This is a genomic window from Pseudogracilibacillus sp. SO10305, assembly GCF_037072005.1.
Classification (GTDB): domain Bacteria; phylum Bacillota; class Bacilli; order Bacillales; family Amphibacillaceae; genus Pseudogracilibacillus; species Pseudogracilibacillus intestinigallinarum.
The window spans coordinates 37,061-57,062 of the sequence record NZ_JAXHDE010000004.1; the positions used below are offsets into that span (position 1 = coordinate 37,061).

At 35.8% G+C, this 20,002-nt stretch carries 18 protein-coding genes; 4 read left to right on the forward strand and 14 right to left on the reverse strand.

Annotation, left to right across the window (positions count from 1 at the left end):
• Positions 1-11: 11 nt before the first annotated feature.
• Positions 12-965 carry a metal ABC transporter solute-binding protein, Zn/Mn family gene (locus tag SPD45_RS05185; protein ID WP_336266666.1) on the forward strand — a complete coding sequence of 318 codons (954 nt, stop codon included), beginning with the start codon at positions 12-14 and terminating at the stop codon, positions 963-965.
• A gap of 97 nt (positions 966-1,062) precedes the next feature.
• Here SPD45_RS05185 and SPD45_RS05190 read toward each other — a convergent pair whose 3' ends face one another.
• From SPD45_RS05190 to SPD45_RS05205, 4 genes are all read right to left on the reverse strand, one after another.
• Positions 1,063-2,229 (reverse strand): acyl-CoA dehydrogenase family protein, encoded by a 1,167-nt coding sequence (locus SPD45_RS05190; RefSeq protein ID WP_336266667.1) that lies wholly within the window; start codon positions 2,227-2,229, stop codon positions 1,063-1,065.
• A 41-nt stretch (positions 2,230-2,270) separates the two neighbouring features.
• Positions 2,271-3,554, reverse strand: coding sequence for a TRAP transporter large permease (locus SPD45_RS05195; protein WP_336266668.1), 1,284 nt, complete (start codon positions 3,552-3,554; stop codon positions 2,271-2,273).
• Positions 3,551-4,045, reverse strand: a complete 495-nt coding sequence (locus tag SPD45_RS05200) for a TRAP transporter small permease (protein WP_336266669.1) — start codon at positions 4,043-4,045, stop codon at positions 3,551-3,553. Before SPD45_RS05200 ends, SPD45_RS05195 begins: the two co-directional genes overlap by 4 nt.
• Before the next feature lie 144 nt (positions 4,046-4,189).
• Complete coding sequence (locus tag SPD45_RS05205) at positions 4,190-5,224, reverse strand: TRAP transporter substrate-binding protein (protein WP_336266670.1); 1,035 nt, start codon at positions 5,222-5,224, stop codon at positions 4,190-4,192.
• Positions 5,225-5,440: 216 nt separating this feature from the next.
• On the opposite strand from SPD45_RS05205, the gene SPD45_RS05210 reads away from it, so the two are divergent.
• Positions 5,441-6,511: a branched-chain amino acid aminotransferase gene (locus tag SPD45_RS05210; RefSeq protein ID WP_336266671.1), complete on the forward strand. Its 1,071-nt coding sequence runs from the start codon at positions 5,441-5,443 to the stop codon at positions 6,509-6,511.
• Positions 6,512-6,617: 106 nt separating this feature from the next.
• Positions 6,618-7,547 (forward strand): malate dehydrogenase, encoded by a 930-nt coding sequence (gene mdh, locus SPD45_RS05215; RefSeq protein WP_336266672.1) that lies wholly within the window; start codon positions 6,618-6,620, stop codon positions 7,545-7,547.
• A 145-nt stretch (positions 7,548-7,692) separates the two neighbouring features.
• Here the strand turns inward: mdh and SPD45_RS05220 are convergent, their stop codons facing one another.
• The 10 genes from SPD45_RS05220 to argC form a co-directional block, all read right to left on the reverse strand.
• Entirely contained in the window at positions 7,693-8,259 is a 567-nt protein-coding gene (locus SPD45_RS05220; RefSeq protein WP_336266673.1) for an NADPH-dependent FMN reductase, read from the reverse strand.
• A gap of 1 nt (position 8,260) precedes the next feature.
• Positions 8,261-9,331 carry an LLM class flavin-dependent oxidoreductase gene (locus SPD45_RS05225; protein WP_336266674.1) on the reverse strand — a complete coding sequence of 357 codons (1,071 nt, stop codon included), beginning with the start codon at positions 9,329-9,331 and terminating at the stop codon, positions 8,261-8,263.
• Between the two features lie 3 nt (positions 9,332-9,334).
• Positions 9,335-9,781 carry a MarR family winged helix-turn-helix transcriptional regulator gene (locus SPD45_RS05230; RefSeq protein WP_336266675.1) on the reverse strand — a complete coding sequence of 149 codons (447 nt, stop codon included), beginning with the start codon at positions 9,779-9,781 and terminating at the stop codon, positions 9,335-9,337.
• A 114-nt stretch (positions 9,782-9,895) separates the two neighbouring features.
• Positions 9,896-10,093, reverse strand: a complete 198-nt coding sequence (locus SPD45_RS05235) for a hypothetical protein (protein ID WP_336266676.1) — start codon at positions 10,091-10,093, stop codon at positions 9,896-9,898.
• Positions 10,094-10,292: 199 nt separating this feature from the next.
• Positions 10,293-11,252, reverse strand: a complete 960-nt coding sequence (argF, locus tag SPD45_RS05240; protein WP_336266677.1) for an ornithine carbamoyltransferase — start codon at positions 11,250-11,252, stop codon at positions 10,293-10,295.
• A complete protein-coding gene (locus SPD45_RS05245) occupies positions 11,249-14,398 on the reverse strand; it encodes a carbamoyl phosphate synthase large subunit (protein WP_336266678.1) in 3,150 nt (1,049 codons plus the stop codon). Before SPD45_RS05245 ends, argF begins: the two co-directional genes overlap by 4 nt.
• Before the next feature lie 33 nt (positions 14,399-14,431).
• Entirely contained in the window at positions 14,432-15,571 is a 1,140-nt protein-coding gene (locus SPD45_RS05250; RefSeq protein ID WP_336266679.1) for an acetylornithine transaminase, read from the reverse strand.
• Between the two features lie 11 nt (positions 15,572-15,582).
• Entirely contained in the window at positions 15,583-16,368 is a 786-nt protein-coding gene (gene argB, locus SPD45_RS05255) for an acetylglutamate kinase (RefSeq protein WP_336266771.1), read from the reverse strand.
• 27 nt (positions 16,369-16,395) lie between these two features.
• Positions 16,396-17,601 (reverse strand): bifunctional ornithine acetyltransferase/N-acetylglutamate synthase, encoded by a 1,206-nt coding sequence (gene argJ, locus SPD45_RS05260; protein ID WP_336266680.1) that lies wholly within the window; start codon positions 17,599-17,601, stop codon positions 16,396-16,398.
• A gap of 15 nt (positions 17,602-17,616) precedes the next feature.
• Positions 17,617-18,651, reverse strand: coding sequence for an N-acetyl-gamma-glutamyl-phosphate reductase (gene argC / locus SPD45_RS05265; RefSeq protein WP_336266681.1), 1,035 nt, complete (start codon positions 18,649-18,651; stop codon positions 17,617-17,619).
• 407 nt (positions 18,652-19,058) lie between these two features.
• On the opposite strand from argC, the gene SPD45_RS05270 reads away from it, so the two are divergent.
• Positions 19,059-20,000 carry an alpha/beta hydrolase gene (locus SPD45_RS05270; protein WP_336266682.1) on the forward strand — a complete coding sequence of 314 codons (942 nt, stop codon included), beginning with the start codon at positions 19,059-19,061 and terminating at the stop codon, positions 19,998-20,000.
• The last annotated feature ends 2 nt before the right edge of the window (positions 20,001-20,002 follow it).

Below are 20,002 nucleotides of genomic sequence, written 5' to 3' on the forward strand. Positions count from 1 at the left end.
AAGGGGAAAAATTGAAACAAAAATTAAAAAAAATTACTTTACTAACAGCAATGATGGTATTATCTGCAATATTAGTTGCATGTGGTGGAAACAAAAGTGAGAAAGAAACAGCTACTACAAATGGAGAAATAAAAGTTGTCACATCATTTACGATTTTAACAGATATGGTAGAAGCAATCGGTGGGGAGAATGTTGCAGTTCACAACTTAGTACCAACAGGGACAGATCCACATGAATACGAACCTTTACCAGAGGATATTAAAGCTGCAACAGATGCAGATGTGCTATTTTATAATGGACTTAACTTAGAAGGTGGAAAAAATGGTTGGTTTGGGAAAATGATGGATGCAACAGGACAAGATTGGGATAACGCATATGAACTAACAGAAGGGGTAGAACCTGAATATGTTGTTAGTGGAGATGGAAGAGATGAAGAAATTAATCCACACGCATTTCTAGACCCACATGTCGGAATAAAAATGGCTGAAAATACGATCGATGCACTCATTGAAATTGATCCGGACAATGAAGACTATTACAAAGAAAATGGAGAAGCATATGTCGCACAACTCCAAGAAATTGCCGATGAATATGAAGAAAAGCTCGGAGAAATTCCAGAAGAAAACCGTGTACTTGTTACAAGTGAGCAAGCATATCAATATATGACAAAACGATACGGGCTTGAAGAAGGATTTATTTGGGCAATTGATACAGAGGAAAATGGTTCACCAGAACAAATTAAATCATTGCTTGCATTTATTAAAGAACATGAACCACCAGTTTTATTCGTGGAAACGAATGTAGATACACGTCCAATGGAAACTGTTGCAGCGGAATCGGGTGTTGAGATATTCGGTGAATTATATTCAGATGAAATTGGAGAAAAAGGTTCGGAAGTCGATACGTATGTGAAATTTTTACAATACAATATCGATATGTTACATGAAGGTTTAATAGGAGAATAAACCATCATTATTGGCTCTAATGATGATTTATTATAAGTAAATGTTGACGAAAAAGACTTGCGATAATTATCGCAAGTCTTTTTCAATCTTATTCATATTATTGTGGTCGTTCTTTAAATTGAGCGATAGATTGATCCGCTAACACGACAAGTGTCATATCATCCATCGGTGGATTGTGTAATCCTGCACGGACGTCACGATAATACCTTTGTAATGGATTTTTCGCCGATAAACTTCTTGCCCCAACAATTCTCATTGCAAGATCTACCACTTTATTTGCTTTATTGACGACAGATACTTTTACAGCACCAAGCTCCGCCTTCATCGTCTGACGTACATTATCATCACTTTCATCCCATTTCCTTGCAACACGATATAAAATAGATTCCATTTCTAATAATAGCAATTCAATTTCACCAATTTTATGTTTGACAGTCGGAATATCTGAAATCGTTCCTTCTATATTCGCTGGAGAATACGTCGTTGCAAATTGCAATGCTTCTCTCATTGCCCCTTTTGCAATTCCTAAATAACAAGCAGGAATATGAAGCAACCAACCTTGTGCTCCCTTATCCCCTGGCGTTAAATAATGTAGTAAATCATCTTTAGCCACTTGTACATCTTGCAATACAATATCATGACTTCCTGTTGCCTGCATGCCGACCGAATCCCATGTTTCCACTACTTCTAAACCAGGTGTATGACGAGGTACTAAAAAATTCCCTACCTCATCTGTTCCTTCTATTGACGCCGTTACAGCAAAATAATCTAAGATTGGGGATAATGTCGTAAACGCTTTTCGTCCATTTAACACCCATCCATCCTCTCTTTCAACCGCATATGTTTGCGGGCGATTGCCACGTGTTGGACTCCCTGTTGCGAGTTCTGTTGCTGCACTATTTAATAGAACATTTTTTTCGACAACTTCTTTAGCATAGGAAGCATATTTTTCCTTTTCCCATACATTCAATTCAGCAATATTTTTCGTAATTCCCATATGCCACCCAATCGATAGACCTGTTGAACCGTCATAGGAAGCAATAATTTCTTGGGCCTTCAACATTTCTACTAAACTAATTTCTAAGCCACCATATTTTTTAGGTACGGTTGCAGCTGGATAACGAATTGCTTTTAAATCTTCATAGTTTTCATAAGGGAAGGTTCCCTCTATATCATGCTTATATGCTCTTTCTTTAAATGCCTTTGCAGTCTCTTCTATTAATGCCAATCTTTCCTCTTTTGTTTGTGCTTCAAATATCGTCATTTGAATCCCTCCTGTAAATAAATAGTATCATAAGTACGTTTTTATGCATCAGGCATTAACCAATTTGGTAAAAATAAAAATAAATCAGGAACGAAAACTCCAATTAAAATAATTCCAATTGTAATAAGTAAAATTGGCATAATACTTACAAACGCACGTGCCGTTGAAATTTTCCCAATTTGTGTCGCAATTAATAAACAAATTCCATATGGTGGTGTTACCATCCCACACGCTAAAACAAGACATGTAATAATGCCAAGATGCACTGGATCTAAATTGGCCAAATCACCTAATTTAGTAATAATCGGTAAGAAAATTATAATAGCCTCTAATGGACTTAAAAACGTTCCGATAATAAGTAAAAATAAAATTAATAATAAAAAGATTCCAGTAGAAGATGTTGTAATTCCCATAATGAAATTAGCAACTAATTCAGGTGCATGTAAATACCCAATAAGCCAGCCCATAATTCCCGCACAAGCTACCGCAAACATTGGCAATGAATATTGCACCATCGTCTCTTTCAATAATTTTGGTAGATCTCTCACTTTCAACGTTTTATAAAAAAACATTAAAAGTAATGCATAAAAAACAGCTATAGCAGCCGCCTCCGTTGCAGTAAAAATTCCTGTCGTAATCCCACCGATAATAATGACTGGGAGGAGCAATGTTGGAATCGCCTTTCTAAACGAAACAGTAACCTCCTTCGCTGTTGGCTTTGGATAAGCAGGATAATCATGTTTTTTTGCTAAAAAATATGTATAAGACATCTGTCCAAAGGCAATTAACACACCAGGTACAATCCCGGCTAAAAATAATTTCCCAATGGATACTTGAGCCATCGCTCCATAAACGACCATCATAATACTCGGTGGAATAATTACACCAAGTGTCGAGGAACATGCTGTAATTGCTACACTAAAACCTGCATCATATTTTTCTTTTTTCATCGCAGGAATGAGAACAGGTCCAATTGCCGCTGTATCTGCTGCAGCTGAACCAGATAGTCCCGCCATAATCATACTAACAAAGACATTAATATGTGCCAGCCCACCACGAATATGCCCGACAATTACACGCGAAAATTGTAACAATCGTTCTGTAATTCCTCCATCGTTCATTAGTCCACCTAATAGTAAAAAGAATGGAACAGCAAGCAATGTAAAATTATCAATCCCCGTATAAAACTGGTTAATGACACTTGTAAATGGTAAGTCTAAATAAATAATAGTAATAATAGATGAAATCCCTAAAGCAAAGGCAATCGGTACACGAATGAATACAAGAATAAAAAACGTCATTAATAATAAAACGAGTGGATTCATACTTGTTCCCCCTTATGCCTGCGTAATCTTTGTAATGTTTTCCAATCATTGATAAATTGTTCAATTGTAAAAAGGAACATGAAACATCCACTTACTGGAATAGCAACAAATGTGTAGGAAAGTGGAATCGTTAATACCGTTGAAAATCTTGATAGTCCCATCTTCGTAAAAGAATATCCATGAACGATCATGACATAAATAAGGGACAAAACGATAATATGTGCGAACAAATCAAAAACTAAGTTCATTTTTATTTTATTTGGTGCTAAATCAACGGTGTAATGTATTTTTCTTCTTACAGCAATTGCAGCTCCTAAAAATACTGTCCAAATAAAACAAAGAACCGCAACTTCATCTGCCCACATCATTGGTACGTGGAAGAAGTTACGAATCACTACTTTTAATAGTACGACGACAATAAATGTCCCTAATAATAAAAATCCTATTGTTAATAATAATTGTTCGATTTGATCATTTACCTTTTTTAGCATTTCAAAACTCCTTTAAAAGAAGATGAGGTGGAGATATATAATCATATGTTGTAGAACATGAAATGTGACACGAAAGAATCAATTTCTATTATCGCGTCACTTTTCACAGTTTCATATTGTAAAATCTCCGACCTCATGAAACATTTATTCTTTCAATTCACGTACAATCTCTACTAACTCTTCAGCATCTAGTTGGGCTGCTAAGTCATCATGTAACGGTTCTAAAATTTCGACGAATTTATCGCGCTCAACTTCTGTAATCGTCACTTCCCGTTCTTCTAACTCTTTGAACAATTCTTCATCAAATTCGATCCCTTTTTCTGTCCCTAACTTCGCAGCTTCTTTTGCTACTTCATCTACAATCTCTTGATACTCTTCTGGTAATTTATTAAATGTTAAATCACTCATCGTAAAATGAGTTGCCATATATAAATGCTCTGTCAAACTAACATATGGTGCTACTTCATATAATTTGCTCCCTGTATATCCACTTAATGTACTTTCAAATCCTTCTACGACACCTGTTTGAATGCCAGAATATACTTCATTCCAAGATAAAGATGAAGGTAATGCACCTAACGCAGACCAAATGTCATTTTCAATCGGTGAGCCTGGTAGACGTAATTTTAATCCTTTTAAATCATCTGGATTTTTTATTTCTTTTTTATTATTCGATAAATAACGTGTTCCCCCACCAGATAGCGCAAGTAATTTTACATCTAAATTTTTATCGACAAATTCTTGCTCAAAGTATTCGAATAATAGGCTATTTTCATCAATCGCACGTTCGAAATGATCCATATCTTCAAATAAATATGCTAACCCAAAAATTTGTAAACGTGGTACGAATGAAGCAGCATTTTGTGTTCCGCCAATAACAAAGTCAATTGTCCCTAGTCGCATTTCATCGATAGTCGTTTCATCGTCTCCTAAAGAACCACTATGGTGAATACTAATCGTTACATTTCCATCTGTTCGTTTTTCTACTTCTTCTTTAAAATATTCTGCTGCATCTAACCACGGATGTGGAGCAGATACGACAGTCGCTAAACGAAGGTCAAATTTCTCACCTGCTTTTGCTTCCCCACTATTTTCACCTTTCGATGCATTTTCATTACTACATGCCGCCATAACTCCTAAAACGATAACTAAAATAAAGGCTAAAACATGCTTTTTCACTAAACCTTCCCCCATTCAATATTATTCATATGAAATAACTACGAATTAATATATCATTAATACAACCAACTTACAAGGAATTATCGATAAATTTCATTATTTTATGAAAAAATGGAATTATCTCTCTATTCTTTCTCTTTTTTGAACAAAAAATTGTCTGAATGTTATATAATAGAGAGGAAAGATTTTTGTTATTTTTTTTAAGGGGATAGTATGATGAGTAAACAAGAAATTAACGTACAACTAAGAGAAACATTAAAAGAGAAGCCTACTGGCGAATTGCAATTCGGCCATAACTTTACAGACCATATGTTCATTATGGACTATGAAGGTGAGAAAGGATGGCATGACCCAAGAATCGTCCCTTATCAACCGATTACATTAGATCCAGCCTCCATCGTCTTTCATTACGGACAAACGGTGTTTGAAGGATTAAAAGCATATGTTGCAAAAGACGGTTCCATTCAATTATTCCGTCCTGAGAAAAACTTTGCGCGCTTAAATCATTCCAATGACCGTATGGTTATTCCACATATCGATGAAGAATTTGCTTTGGAAGCTTTAAAAAAGTTAATGGAAATTGAAAAAGATTGGGTACCAACAGATGAAGGTACATCTTTATATATTCGCCCATTTATTATTGCTACAGAAGCATACTTAGGTGTCAATCCTTCTAATGAGTATAAATTTATGATTATTTTATCACCAGTTGGTGCGTATTATAAAGAAGGAATGAATCCTGTTAAAATCGCTGTCGAAAATCAATATGTTCGTGCAGTTAAAGGTGGAACTGGTGAAGCAAAAACAGCTGGAAACTATGCTTCTAGCCTAATGGCACAAGAAGTCGTAAGTAAAGATGGGTTTGCGCAAGTTTTATGGTTAGATGGTGTAGAGAAAAAATATATTGAAGAAGTAGGAAGTATGAACGTTTTCTTTAAAATAAACGGGGAAGTAGTAACACCTGCATTAAACGGAAGTATTCTACCAGGAATTACTCGTGATTCTGTGCTTGAAATGTTACGCCACTGGAATGTTCCAGTAACAGAACGACGTATTTCGATGGCAGAAATTGCTGAAGCACATGAGAACGGGACGTTAGAAGAAGTTTTCGGAACAGGGACGGCCGCGGTTATTTCCCCTGTTGGACAATTAACATGGGAAGGGAAAGATTATATCGTCAACAATGGCGAAACCGGTCCAATTGCGAAAAAATTATTTGATACATTAACAGGAATTCAATACGGTAGGATAGAAGATCCTTTTAATTGGATCGTGAAAATCGACTAAAGTAGTGTTGTAAAACATGCTTGAAATGGCGCATACATATTGTACGTTATTTCATGCATGTTTTTTTATCATATTGGAAGGTTAAAATTATGAGGAGGAAAAAATAATGTCACGTGCAAAAATTGCTGTTATCGGATCAGGATTTACTGGTGCCACTACTGCATTATTTCTAGCCCAAAAAGAACTCGGAGATATCATATTAATCGATATTCCTGACATGGAGAAGCCAACGAAAGGAAAAGCTTTGGACATGTTAGAGGCAAGCCCTATTCAATCATTCGATAGTAACATTACTGGCTCTTCCAACTACGAAGAAATACAAGATGCAAAATTAGTTATCATCACTGCTGGAATTGCGCGTAAACCTGGGATGAGTCGGGATGATTTAGTTTCTACAAATGCAAAAATTATGAAATCCATCGCAAATGAAATAAAGACATATGCGCCCGATGCTTTTGTTTTAGTATTAAGTAATCCTGTTGATGCAATGACTTATACATTACTTAAGGAAACAGGCTTTCCTAAAGAGCGAATTATTGGACAATCTGGAATTCTAGATACTGGAAGATTCCGTACTTTCGTTGCGGAAGAGTTAAATCTATCTGTAAAAGATATTACTGTATTCGTGCTCGGTGGACATGGAGATGATATGGTACCACTTATCCGTTATTCATACGCTGGAGGGATTCCTTTAGAAAATCTAATTTCTAAAGATAAACTAGACGAGATCATTCAACGTACACGTAAAGGTGGTGCGGAAATCGTCGAACTCCTCGGTAATGGTAGTGCATACTACGCACCCGCCGCAGCATTAACCGAAATGGCCGAAGTAATTTTAAAAGGGCAACGCCGCATATTACCTGCAATTGCTTATTTAGAAGGTGAGTATGGTTTGAACGATCTTTGCCTCGGTGTTCCGGTCATCCTAAGTGATAAAGGAATAGAAAAAGTGATTGAACTGGATTTATTAGAAGATGAAAAAGATGCATTACAAAAATCAGCACAATCCGTTCAGAAAGTGATTGATATTTTATAAAAAGAACACACTCTAATCAAGGGACAGTAATAACACAAGTAAAATCAAAAAGCAGGTCATGTTTATCTTTTTTCCATAAACATGACCTGCTTTTTATAATTTGAATCTAGTTATGCCCTAGTCTTTCGTTTTGCACTATTTTATATTAAAAATCATACATCGCATCTTGTTTTTCGATTAAAAATTGTGTTGCTTCAACATGGTGCACAGTATCTTCCACTAAACGTTCAAGACGGAATAAAATATCATCGTTCACAATGTCCGTACGAAGGAAATCTTTTTCCTCAATAAAAACATAAGTTGGAACAATCGTCGCTTTCATATAAGCTAGGATTGGTTTTAATTGTTGTTCCGCAATTAAATAATGTTTCGGTGATCCAGCAGTTACGATGATACTTACAACCTTATTTAAAAATGCGTTCACCGGTAACATATCGAATATATTTTTTAATGTCGCTGGCATAGATGCTTGGAATACAGGCATTCCAATAACGAGAGCATCTGCGGCCATGATTGTTTCTGTTACATACTTCGCATCGCCTTCATATTCAAAATAATTTCTCCCATCACTAAATGGCAAATCATATTGTGCCAAATCAATTAATGTTACTTCATATGCTGCATATTTTTCTTCAAAAAATTGCACGGTCTTTTCTAACGCAATTTTTGTTTTCGTACCAACGATCGAACTTGAAAGTACAACAATCTTCATTTTATTCGTCCCCTTCCTTCTGTGCTGTATGTTTTTTAATGGCTGGAATAATATCATTTCCGATGATTTCGATATTTTTCATTAATTTATCAAATGGAACGCCACCAAAATCAATTTGTGCCAAGAAACGTTGCATGCCAAATAATTCATATTGGTATAACATTTTCTCAATAATTTGTTCTTTGCTTCCAACCATTAATGAATCACGGTGATCTGGCGCTTGAGCGAATTGTTGCTTCGGATATCCCATTCCACGAATCGCCTTAAAACCGATATCAATATGTGGATACATTCCTTGTAACGCTTCTTGCGTCGTATCAGCCACATAGAAAAGACTCGTTGTCGCTACTGGTAACGTCGCTGGATCAAATCCATACTCATGTGCAACACTCCGATACAAATCAACAGATTCTTTAAAGTTAATTGCCGGTCCGCCTAAGGTCGTTAATGTCATTGGGATTCCCATTGCTCCTGCTTTTATCGCACTCGCAGGAGGACCACCAACTGCACGCCATAATGGTAAAGTATTATTTAATGGGCGAGGTAAAATTTCTGCATTATCTAATGGGGCACGAAACTTCCCTTCCCATGTAACCGTATCTTGTTCATTGATCATTTTTAATAACTCTAATTTCTCTTCATAAATTTCTTCATAATCTTGTAAATCTACACCGAGTAATTGGTGTGCTCCTACTCGTGAACCACGTCCAGCAATGATTTCTACACGGCCATTAGAAATAAGGTCAATTGTTGCAAAGTCCTCATAAACTCGAACCGGATCATGCACACTTAGTACTGTTGAGGAACTTGCTAACTTTATTTTTTTCGTAGCTTGTGCAATTGCTGATAAAATAACCGTATGTGCTTGCGTCGTAAAAAATGTTTGATGGCTCTCACCAACACTAAATATATCTAAACCGGCTTGTTCCGCTAGTTTTGCCATTTCAATTATTTGTTTGATTCGCTGTTCTGCAGAAATTCTTTGCCCATCTAATGGATTAAAAATGTGATCCCCTAATGTGTAAAGGCCAATTTCCATTCCTTTTGTTTGATCAATTCGATATTGTTTCATCATTTATCCTCTTTTCTTTTGTAGTTTTGCATTACTGTTTTTTTGTACCTTTGACACGAGTTGTAATAATTTTTTTTGTTCTTCTTTCGTTAAAGATTCTTCAAAAAAAGATGATTGAAATGCAATTTGTTTCTCCATTACACTACTTAATTTTTGTTCCCCTTTATTCGTTAAGCAAATCATTTTTGTTTTCCAATCTTGTTCACGTATAATATATCCTTCTTTTTCTAGCCGAGCTAACATGCGTGACATCCCACCTTGTGTAATCGTCACTTTTTCAGCTAATGCTGTTTGCGAAATTGGTGCATATGTGGCAATTTGCATGAGTACATCAAACTGTGCACTCGTCAATCCGTCTTCTTTTAAAAATTCGTTCGTCAATAAATTACTCTGATGTGTGAAGCGCACCATACGAAGCCATATCAACGTACCCAATGTATTTTTTTCCATCTGTTACATCACCTCTTATTTATCACTTTACTAGTCAACTGATAAAAGTACAATTTATATGCTCACAAAAATTTGTACTAAATTTAAAAGATGTTTTTGTAATACAACGATGTTTTATGGAGCCAATAGGTTTAGCTGTAAAGGTGGGAACATAACATAACGAACTGTAAAAGGGAATGTCAGTAAATTCATTTCTACTAGCATTCCCTTTTTCATTTTATTTGTTCGGCCACATCGTTCCATAAATTTACTGCGTGTTCCACGGACGACCTTAACCAACAAGGAAAGAATTTTATTTTCTTTCTCCTTCATATAAAGTAAAAAATCCTCCTCCCTTGCAGCTTAAGCTACAAAGGAGAAGGTAATTAGCATTATGAAACGTAGACTCCTGCGTGAGGAAAGACCTAAATAAGACAAATGAAGGCAAAGCCTAAGCTTGGCTTAGCAGGCGCAAACGGAAAGTGGAGTACATTTCCTACGTTTAGTCAAGGCTTTTTATTTTTATATTTGATTAAACGATCGCAGCTAAAATAGCCTTTTGTGCATGAAGCCGATTTTCAGCTTGGTCAAAAACGATAGAATTTTTGCCATCGATGACTGAAGCAGTTACTTCTTCTTCACGGATTGCTGGTAAACAATGCATGAATACATAATCGTCTTTCGCATGAGCGACAAGTGCATCATTTACTTGATAATTAGCAAACTCATTAACACGTGCTTTTTTATCACCTTCCCAGCCCATACTCGCCCAAACATCTGTGTAAATAATATCTGCATCCTTTACCGCTTCTACAGGATCATATGTTTGAACGACTGTCGCATTGCTATTTGAAGCTGTTTCTTTTGCTTCTTGTAACACTTTTTCACTTACTTCATTTCCTTTTGGTACAGCGACATAGCAGTCGATGCCCATCGTTGCACACCCCATCATTAAAGAATGTGTCATATTATTACCGTCCCCAACATAGGCAAATTTCAATCCAGAAAACGTACCTTTTTTCTCATAAATGGTCACTAAATCAGCTAATACTTGGCACGGATGTGCATCATCTGTTAAACCATTAATAATCGGAATCGATGCATGTTCAGCTAATTCATCTACGATATCATGACCGAAAGTACGAATCATCATACAATCCACAAATCTCGATAATACTTTTGCAGTGTCATGAATTGTTTCGCCGTTTCCTAGCTGCATATCACGCGAACTTAAAAATTGTGCGTGCCCACCTAATTGGAACATGCCTGTTTCAAAAGAGACACGCGTTCTCGTTGAGGACTTTTCAAAAATCATCGCTAACGTTTTTCCTTTTAAATAATGGTGTTCTTCGCCATTTTTTTGCGCAGTTTTTAATTCTAATGCGAATTCAATTAACGCAGTAAGTTCTTCCTTCGTAAAATCACTAATTTGTAAAAAATCTCTACCCTTTAATAGTTGAATTGTTTCTTTTGCTGTTTTCACTGCACTCATTGTAACACCACTTCCTTTACATTCGTTCCTTCTTCTTGTTGTAATGCCCACACATCTGGACAGTTATTTTCCATTTGCAAAAATGCTTCTAATGTTGCCTCACTGGATAACACGAGTACGTTATATTCAATTGCACGTTCACGTATGACACTGCTCTCTTCATTACTGAATAAAACGATAGATGTTTTTTCTTTCAACCAATTTTCAACTGTTTCAAAAGATACATCTTCATCAAATTCGATACTCGTCATTGGGACATTTTGTAGTAATGTTTCCATATCTATTGTTTCTGTTGGTGATGCGACATATAGTTCTTTTCCTGTTTGCTGGAATGTATTTTCTAACTGTTCATTCCAAATAAATGCCTTGTGTAAACTTTCACCATATGTTTTACCAATAGCAATAATTTCTCCTGTCGATTTCATTTCTGGTACGAGGACAGGATCCACCCCAGGTAACTTTTGTGATGAAAAAACAGGAGCTTTCACAGTGTAAAATTTATTTTCACGTAATATTTTTTCATCTCCAACGAGTGATTGTAAGGATGCACCTAGTAACAATTTTGTCGCTAGCTCGATCATATTCACTCCCGTTACTTTACTAATTACTGGAACGGTTCTTGATGCCCGTGGATTCACTTCTAACACATATAAAACACCATCATATAAAACAAATTGAATATTAAAAATCCCTTTAAATGCAATGTCTTGTGCAATTTTTTCTGCATATTGGACGACTAATTGTTTCGTTGTTTTATCTAATGTAATAGGTGGTGTCACTGCCATACTATCACCTGAATGGACACCTGCTTTTTCAATATGTTCAAAAATCGCTGGAATAAAGATATTTTCTCCATCTGTCACGACGTCCACTTCTATTTCTTTTCCTGGATAAAAGGCATCTATTAAAATCGGATATGATGTAGCTCCTTGTAAATAATAGTGGACATATTTTTTCAATGCTTTTTCATTTTCAATAGTTGCCATTCCTTGCCCACCAATTACATAAGATGGGCGAACTAAAACGGGGTAACCAATTTCAGCTGCCTTCTCATATAATTCTGTTTCATCTTTCGCAATCAACCCTGGAATATGTGGAACATCGAGTTGTTGCACATATTGATAAAATAAATCACGATCTTCTAACGTATCAATTGTTTTCATAGATGAACCGAGAATATGAACACCATATGCTTCTAGTCCTTCCACTAAATTAATCGCTGTTTGCCCTCCAAATTGAACGATTACCTTATTTGTTCCTTCTCGTTGCATTACCTGAAAAACATCTTCAGCTGTTAATGGTTCAATATACAATTTATCGGCAAATTCATAGTCTGTACTTACTGTCGAAGGGTTATTATTAATTAAAATCGTTTCATACCCTAGCATTTGCAAGGCTTTTACACCTTGTACAGAGCAATAATCAAATTCAACCCCTTGCCCGATCCGGATTGGGCCACTTCCAACGATAACGACCTTTTCTTTTTCGTCTTTAACTTCATCTATATTGTCTGCTTGCCATGTTGCATAATAATATAATGCTTCTTCATGTTCTTTTTCAGAAAATGCTTGCACAGCGTCATAAACAGAAGTAATCGCGAATTCTCTCCGTTTATTTGCAACTGCTTGAATCGGTACATCCCACCATGTTGCTAACTGTTCATCTAAAAATCCAGCTTGTTTCCATGCTAGCAATTGTTCTTTCTCCACCATGTCAATGGTGCTTCCTTTAACATTTTCCTCTAATACGACTAACGTTTCCATCGCTTTTAAGAAATATTCATCTATTTTTGTCGCTGCATGAATTGCCGTAATCGAAACACCACGACGAATTAGCTCTAACAGTACAAAAAAGCGACGATCATCCGTATGATGGACGAGTTTTTTTAATTGATTTGTATCATAATGTTGTATGCTTTGTAATGTTAACCCATCCATTTTTAATTCAAGTGAACGAATTGCTTTATGCAGGCTAGCAATAATTGTTTTTTCAATAGCCATGACTTCCCCTGTCGCTTTCATTTGTGTGCCTAGTTTACGATCTGCTGTGACAAATTTTTCAAATGGCCAGCTCGGGAATTTCACAACTGTATAATCTAATTTTGGTTCATATTTTTCTAATGTTACCTTTCTTTTTGCGTCAAAAATCTCATCTAATGTATAACCAACACTTAATTTCGTTGCAATTTTTGCAATTGGATAGCCTGTTGCCTTAGATGCAAGTGCACTTGAACGGCTTACACGTGGATTAATTTCAATGACAATATAATTTTTCGTTAATGGATCAAATGCTAATTGCACATTACATGCTCCGATAATACCAATTGCACGAACGATTTTTAATGATGCTGCTTTTAGTTTATCAATATCGCGTTGTTGCAATGTTTGAATCGGACTTACAACAATAGAATCGCCTGTATGAACTCCAACTGGATCAATATTTTCCATATGACATACGACAACCGCATGATCATTTTTATCACGAACGACTTCCATTTCAATCTCTTTCCAACCAGCAATGCTTTTTTCAATCAAACATTGTCCAATTGGACTTGCGCGCAGTCCACGTGTCATATATGTCGTAAATGCATTTTCACCTGTAGCGATTCCTCCACCAGAACCACCTAAAGTGTATGCTGGACGCACGATAATTGGATAGCCTACTTCATTTGTAAATGTTAAACCATCCTCTAACGTTTCAACAATTACACTTTCTGGAATTGGCTCGTCAATCTCCTGCATTAAGCTACGGAATTTTTCTCGGTCTTCCCCTTCCATAATTGCTTCAATAGGAGTACCTAGTACTTCGATTTGATATTTCTCAAAAATCTTTTGTTCGTATAAAGAAAAAGCTAAGTTTAATCCTGTTTGACCGCTAACAGACACGAGCATTGCGTCTGGCTGTTCCTTCTCGATGATTGCGACAATACTTTTTATCGTTAAAGGTTCGAAATATACTTTATGTGCAATATGTTCATCTGTCATAATTGTTGCTGGATTATTGTTAAGTAAAACGACTTCGTATCCCTCTTCCTTTAATGTTAAACAAGCTTGTGTCCCTGCATAATCAAATTCTGCTGCTTGCCCAATCGTAATAGGCCCAGAACCGATTACTAATATTTTGTTCATGTCTGTTTTTTTAGGCATAAAAATAGCCTCCCCATATTTTGAAACTATCTGTTAAAATGTCGCTAATGCTACTTTTAGTAATTCAATCGCTTCGTCTATTTGCGCTTCCGTCACAATCAATGGTGGCAATAGCCGAACGACCGTATCACCTGCACTTAAAACGAGCAATCCTTTTTCTAATAACTGTGTCACGATAGGAGCAACACTTTTATCGCAATCGATACCGACCATCATTCCTTTTTGACGGATTGCTTGAACAGATGCTAATGGTGCGATTTCTTTTTCCAATTTTTCTTGTAAGTAAGATGCCTTCGCTTCCACTTCATCTAAAAACGCATCTTCAAACACTATTTGTAGTACGGCATTTGCAGAAGCCATTGCGAGTGGATTTCCGCCAAAGGTAGAACCGTGTGATCCTGGACCGAAATGATCTTTATAAGCCGCTTTAGCAACCATTGCACCTACTGGTAATCCATTTCCTAACCCTTTTGCTAAAGTGAAAATATCTGGTTCAATTTGATAATGTTCAAAACCGAATTTCTTTCCAGTACGTCCAATTCCAGTTTGAATTTCATCGACGATAAGCAATATATTGTTTTCCTTACATAATGTTGCTACACCTTCGATAAATTCATGGTCTGCTGGGTGTACTCCACCTTCACCTTGCACGACTTCTACCATGACAGCAGCTGTATTTTCATCGATTAATTGTTCTACAGAAGCCAAATCATTAAAAGTTGCATATGAAAATTTTTCCAACATCGGGCCAAAACCTTCACGTACTTTCTCTTGTCCTGTCGCTGCCATTGTAGCAAACGTACGACCATGGAATGATTGTTGGAATGTAATAATTGTTTCTTTTCCTGTTACTTTACGTGCTAATTTAATTGCTGCTTCATTTGCTTCTGCACCACTATTACAGAAGAACACATAATCTCCATGACTATGTGTCGTAATTTGTGCTGCAACTTCTGATTGAATTGGGTTTTCATATAAATTAGATGTGTGCCAATATAAATGTAACTGTTTTTCAACTGCCTTTTGTACAATTGGATGACAATGACCTAAATTACATACTCCTATTCCGGAGCCAAAATCTACATACGTTTTCCCATTAATATCTGTTATTTCAGCACCTGTCGCACTTTGTACAGATAAAGGAAATCTATTATATGTCGGAAACAATACCATTTTTATCTCTCCTATACCGTCGCGACTGCTAATTTAGCATTTTTTATCGTCGTCCCTGCTAATGTTTTTTTATTTTTCATTTTCGATTTTTTCCCATTTACAATCATTACTTCTGAAACATTATGTTTTAATCCTTTCATTGCTGCTTTTACTTTCGGAATCATGCCACCGAAAATCGTATTATTTTGGATTAGTTTTTCTACCGTTTCTGTTGTCACTTCTTCTAATAATTCTCCATCTTGTAAAATACCTGGTACATCTGTCACAAAAATTAATTGTTTCGCATTTAATGCTGCTGCAACTGCACCTGCTGCTGTATCTGCATTAATATTATATTTATTTCCGTCTTTTCCAAATGCAATTGGCGAAATGACTGGAACGATATTTTGGTTAATTAAATCGTGGATCACTTCAACATTTACATGACTCACTTCACCAACTAACCCATACTTGTTATAATCTAGTGGTGTCGCTTCTAATAAATCCATATCTGCACCTGAAATACCGACTGCATTAATATGATGATCATTTAAACGGCGGGACAATGTTGGATTTACGCTACCTGTTAAAACCATTTCGACTACATCCATCATTTCGTCCGTCGTTTTTCGTAGTCCATCGATAAATTCAAATTGTACATTTAATTTTTCTAACATACCTTGAATTGCTGGGCCACCTCCATGAACGATTACTGGATGAATTCCTTGGTTGATTAACGATTGCACATTATCAAAAAAGCTATCTGATAGTTCATCGATAGAACTACCTCCACATTTTAATACGATAATATTATCCAACATTTTTATTTTTCCCCTTTCAACGTTTTACGTTCTATAACTTGCATTTATTTTCACGTAATCATAAGTGAGGTCACATCCCCACGCTTTTCCATTTGCATTTCCTTTATTAATATTTACTTGGATGACAATATGTTCATTTTGTAAATATGCTGTTGCCGCTTCCTCTGAAAATGGAAGTGGTACACTATTTTGTAATAATGGGATAGAACCGATTTTCATATCGATTGTCTCCGGATTAATCTCTACCCCACTATAGCCGACAGCTGCGATGACTCTTCCCCAGTTGGCATCATTTCCGTATACCATTGTTTTTACTAAAGAGGATCCGACAATCGCTTTTGCAATCTTCTTAGCATCGTTTTCTGACTCTGCACCTTGTACGTCTACTTCAATTAACTTAGTTGCCCCTTCTCCATCTTGAGCTATTTTTTTCGCTAAGTCTTCACATGTTTTCGTAAGTAATGTGACGAATGTTGACCAATCTTCATGTACATCTGTTAATGGTTCATTCTCTTGTAGTCCACTTGCTAATACGATTACCATATCATTTGTCGATGTGTCGCCATCCACTGTAATGCAATTAAATGTTTTATCTACGGCTTCTTTTAACGCTTTATCCAACCATTCCCCTGAAATGTTTGCATCTGTTGTAATGAAACCTAGCATCGTTCCCATATTAGGTTCAATCATTCCTGAACCTTTTGCAGCGCCTGCCATCGTAACCGTTTTTCCATCAATCGTTGTTTCATAACAAGTACTTTTTAAAAAAGTGTCAGTCGTTAAAATTGCTTCTTCAAAGTCTGTTGCACTTTCTATTTGATTATTTATGTGTAAATTCGGAATGTTCGTTGTAATTTTATCCATCGGTAAATATTCACCGATCACACCTGTTGACGCCACTGCTACATGTTCTTGTTGCACATTAAATGTGTCTGCTGTTACTTTTTGCATTTCATATGCATCTTGCATCCCTTGATTTCCTGTACAAGCATTTGCATTGCCACTGTTTACAATAACCGCTTGAATTTTATTCGCTTTTTTCACCGTTTCTTTCGTGACGGTAATCGGTGCTGCTTGGATTTGGTTTAATGTATAAACTGCTGCAGCATCAGCGACCGTTTCACAAACGATAACACCTAAATCTTTTCGTTTCCTTTTTAATCCCGCATGGATTCCAGCTGTTTGAAAACCTTTCGGTGTTGTAATATTTCCATCTTTCATATATTTCATTGTCATTACTCCTTATTACGGAAATAATGGCATAAAGTCTATTCCTTCATGTTCATCAAATCCGAGCATTTTATTCATATTTTGTACCGCTTGCCCTGAAGCACCTTTTACTAAATTATCGATGACAGAAACGACAGTAATTCGTTTCGTTCGTTCATCATATGCAACCGCAATGTCGCAAAAATTTGAGCCAGATACTTCCTTTGTACTCGGAAATCTTCCTTCTTGAATACGTATAAAATGATTATCTTTATATTGCTTCTGAAATAACTCTGTTAAATTTTTCGTTGTAGTTGACTCTTTCGCTGTTAAGTACATCGTCGCCATAATTCCTCTTGTCATCGGTGCTAAATGTGTTGTAAATGTTACTGGACCTATTTTTTCATTCCAGTTTTGTAATTGTTCTTCGATTTCTGGTGTATGTTGATGTGCATGTACTTTGTATATTTTCAAGTTATCATTCGTCTCTGGAAAATGGGTCCCCTGAGATGCACTTTTTCCTGCCCCACTTACACCTGTTTTCGCATCGATAATGATCATATTTTCATCAATGATTCCTTCTTTTACTAAAGGTGCTAAACCGAGAAGCACTGCTGTTGGAAAACATCCAGGGTTTGCGATGAGATTCGCTTTTTGTAAATCTTTCTCTACCCATTCAGTTAATCCATATACTGCTTGATCTAATTTCTCTTGTTCTGCTGCATTTATTTTGTACCATTCTTTATATGTTTCACGATTATTTATTCGGAAATCTCCTGATAAATCTATTACTTTCACACCTTTTTCTACTAATAATGGTGCAATATTTTTCGCTACCCCTGAAGGTGTTGCAGTAAATACAATATCTACTTCTTTCGCTAACTGATCTAAATCAGCTTCTTCTAATGTATCCTGTATAAGATGTTGCATATGAGGAAAAACCGTACTCAGTTTTTCTCCGTGCATACTTGTTGCATGAATCGAGTGAATAGATACTTTAGGATGTCGGTGTAAAATTCGTACTAATTCCGCTCCACCATATCCTGTTGCTCCGATAATTGCTACTTTCATTTCATATCCACTCTCCTAATTATTTTTCGTAACAATTACTATTATACAATGTATAAAAATAAAATCAATAGTATATTTATAAGTTTTTTCATTATTTATACTAATAATATAATTATTTATTTGAAAAATCATTTTTATTTATGCAATTAAACTGTATAAACATACCGATTTATTCATTTTCAATTTTGGCTGAATAGCTGTATGATAAAGATAATGAAAGAAATTGGTAATTTAAACGGAATAAACTATTGCAAACATAGTTAGTTGTAAAATTAGAAATCTGGGGAGTACTATCGGTGTATACTTGAAATGAGTTGCATATGACTTCACAAATATATTTAAAAGCTTTTCATCTTTTTAACATACTAACTACAATTATTGATCTTTCAAACGAGGAGGAAATCTGTATGATTCGTACAAATTATGATTTCATCACATCTGACGGTACATCTATTAACACGTTCAAATGGGAAAAAGAGCATCAGTCACCAAAAGCAATTGTGCAAATTGCCCATGGTATGGCTGAACATATTTTACGCTACGATCATTTCGCTACTTTTTTAACCGAAAATAACTATATCGTTTTTGGAAATGACCATCGTGGGCATGGCGGGAACATCATAGCTCCTGATGATAAAGGTTATTTTGCGGATGAAAATGGCTTCCATCGTGTTACATCAGATATGCATGAACTAACTCAAAAAATAAAACAGGACTATCCAAATGTACCAATCATTTTATTCGGTCATAGTATGGGGTCATTTTTATCAAGACGGTACATACAATTGTATGGAAATGAAATCGATGGAGTTATTTTATGTGGAACAGGTGGAGATCAAGGCGTTATCGGTAAAATTGGGGAAATCATCGCTAAATTTGAAAAACACAGAATTGGTCGCCGCACGCCAAGTAAATTAATGGATAAATTAATTTTTGGTAATTACAACAAACATTATAACAATCCTCAAACTTCATTCGATTTTTTAAGCCGTGATGAAACAGAGGTAAATAAATATATAGAAGATGAAAATTGTGGATTTATTTGTACTAGTGGGTTTTTCACGGATTTATTACACGGCATCAACACCATCCATAAAAGAAAAGAAATCGAAAAAACACCTAAAGACTTACCAATATACTTCATCGCTGGTGATGCAGATCCTGTTGGCAACCATGGAAAAGGCGTTAAAAAAACGTATGAATACTACAAATCTATCGGTTGTACAGATGTAAAATTAACATTATATAACGGGGCACGTCATGAATTAATTAACGAAACACATAAAGATGACGTATATGATGATGTGTTAACTTGGTTGGAACATACTGTTTCACAACATACTAAATAGGA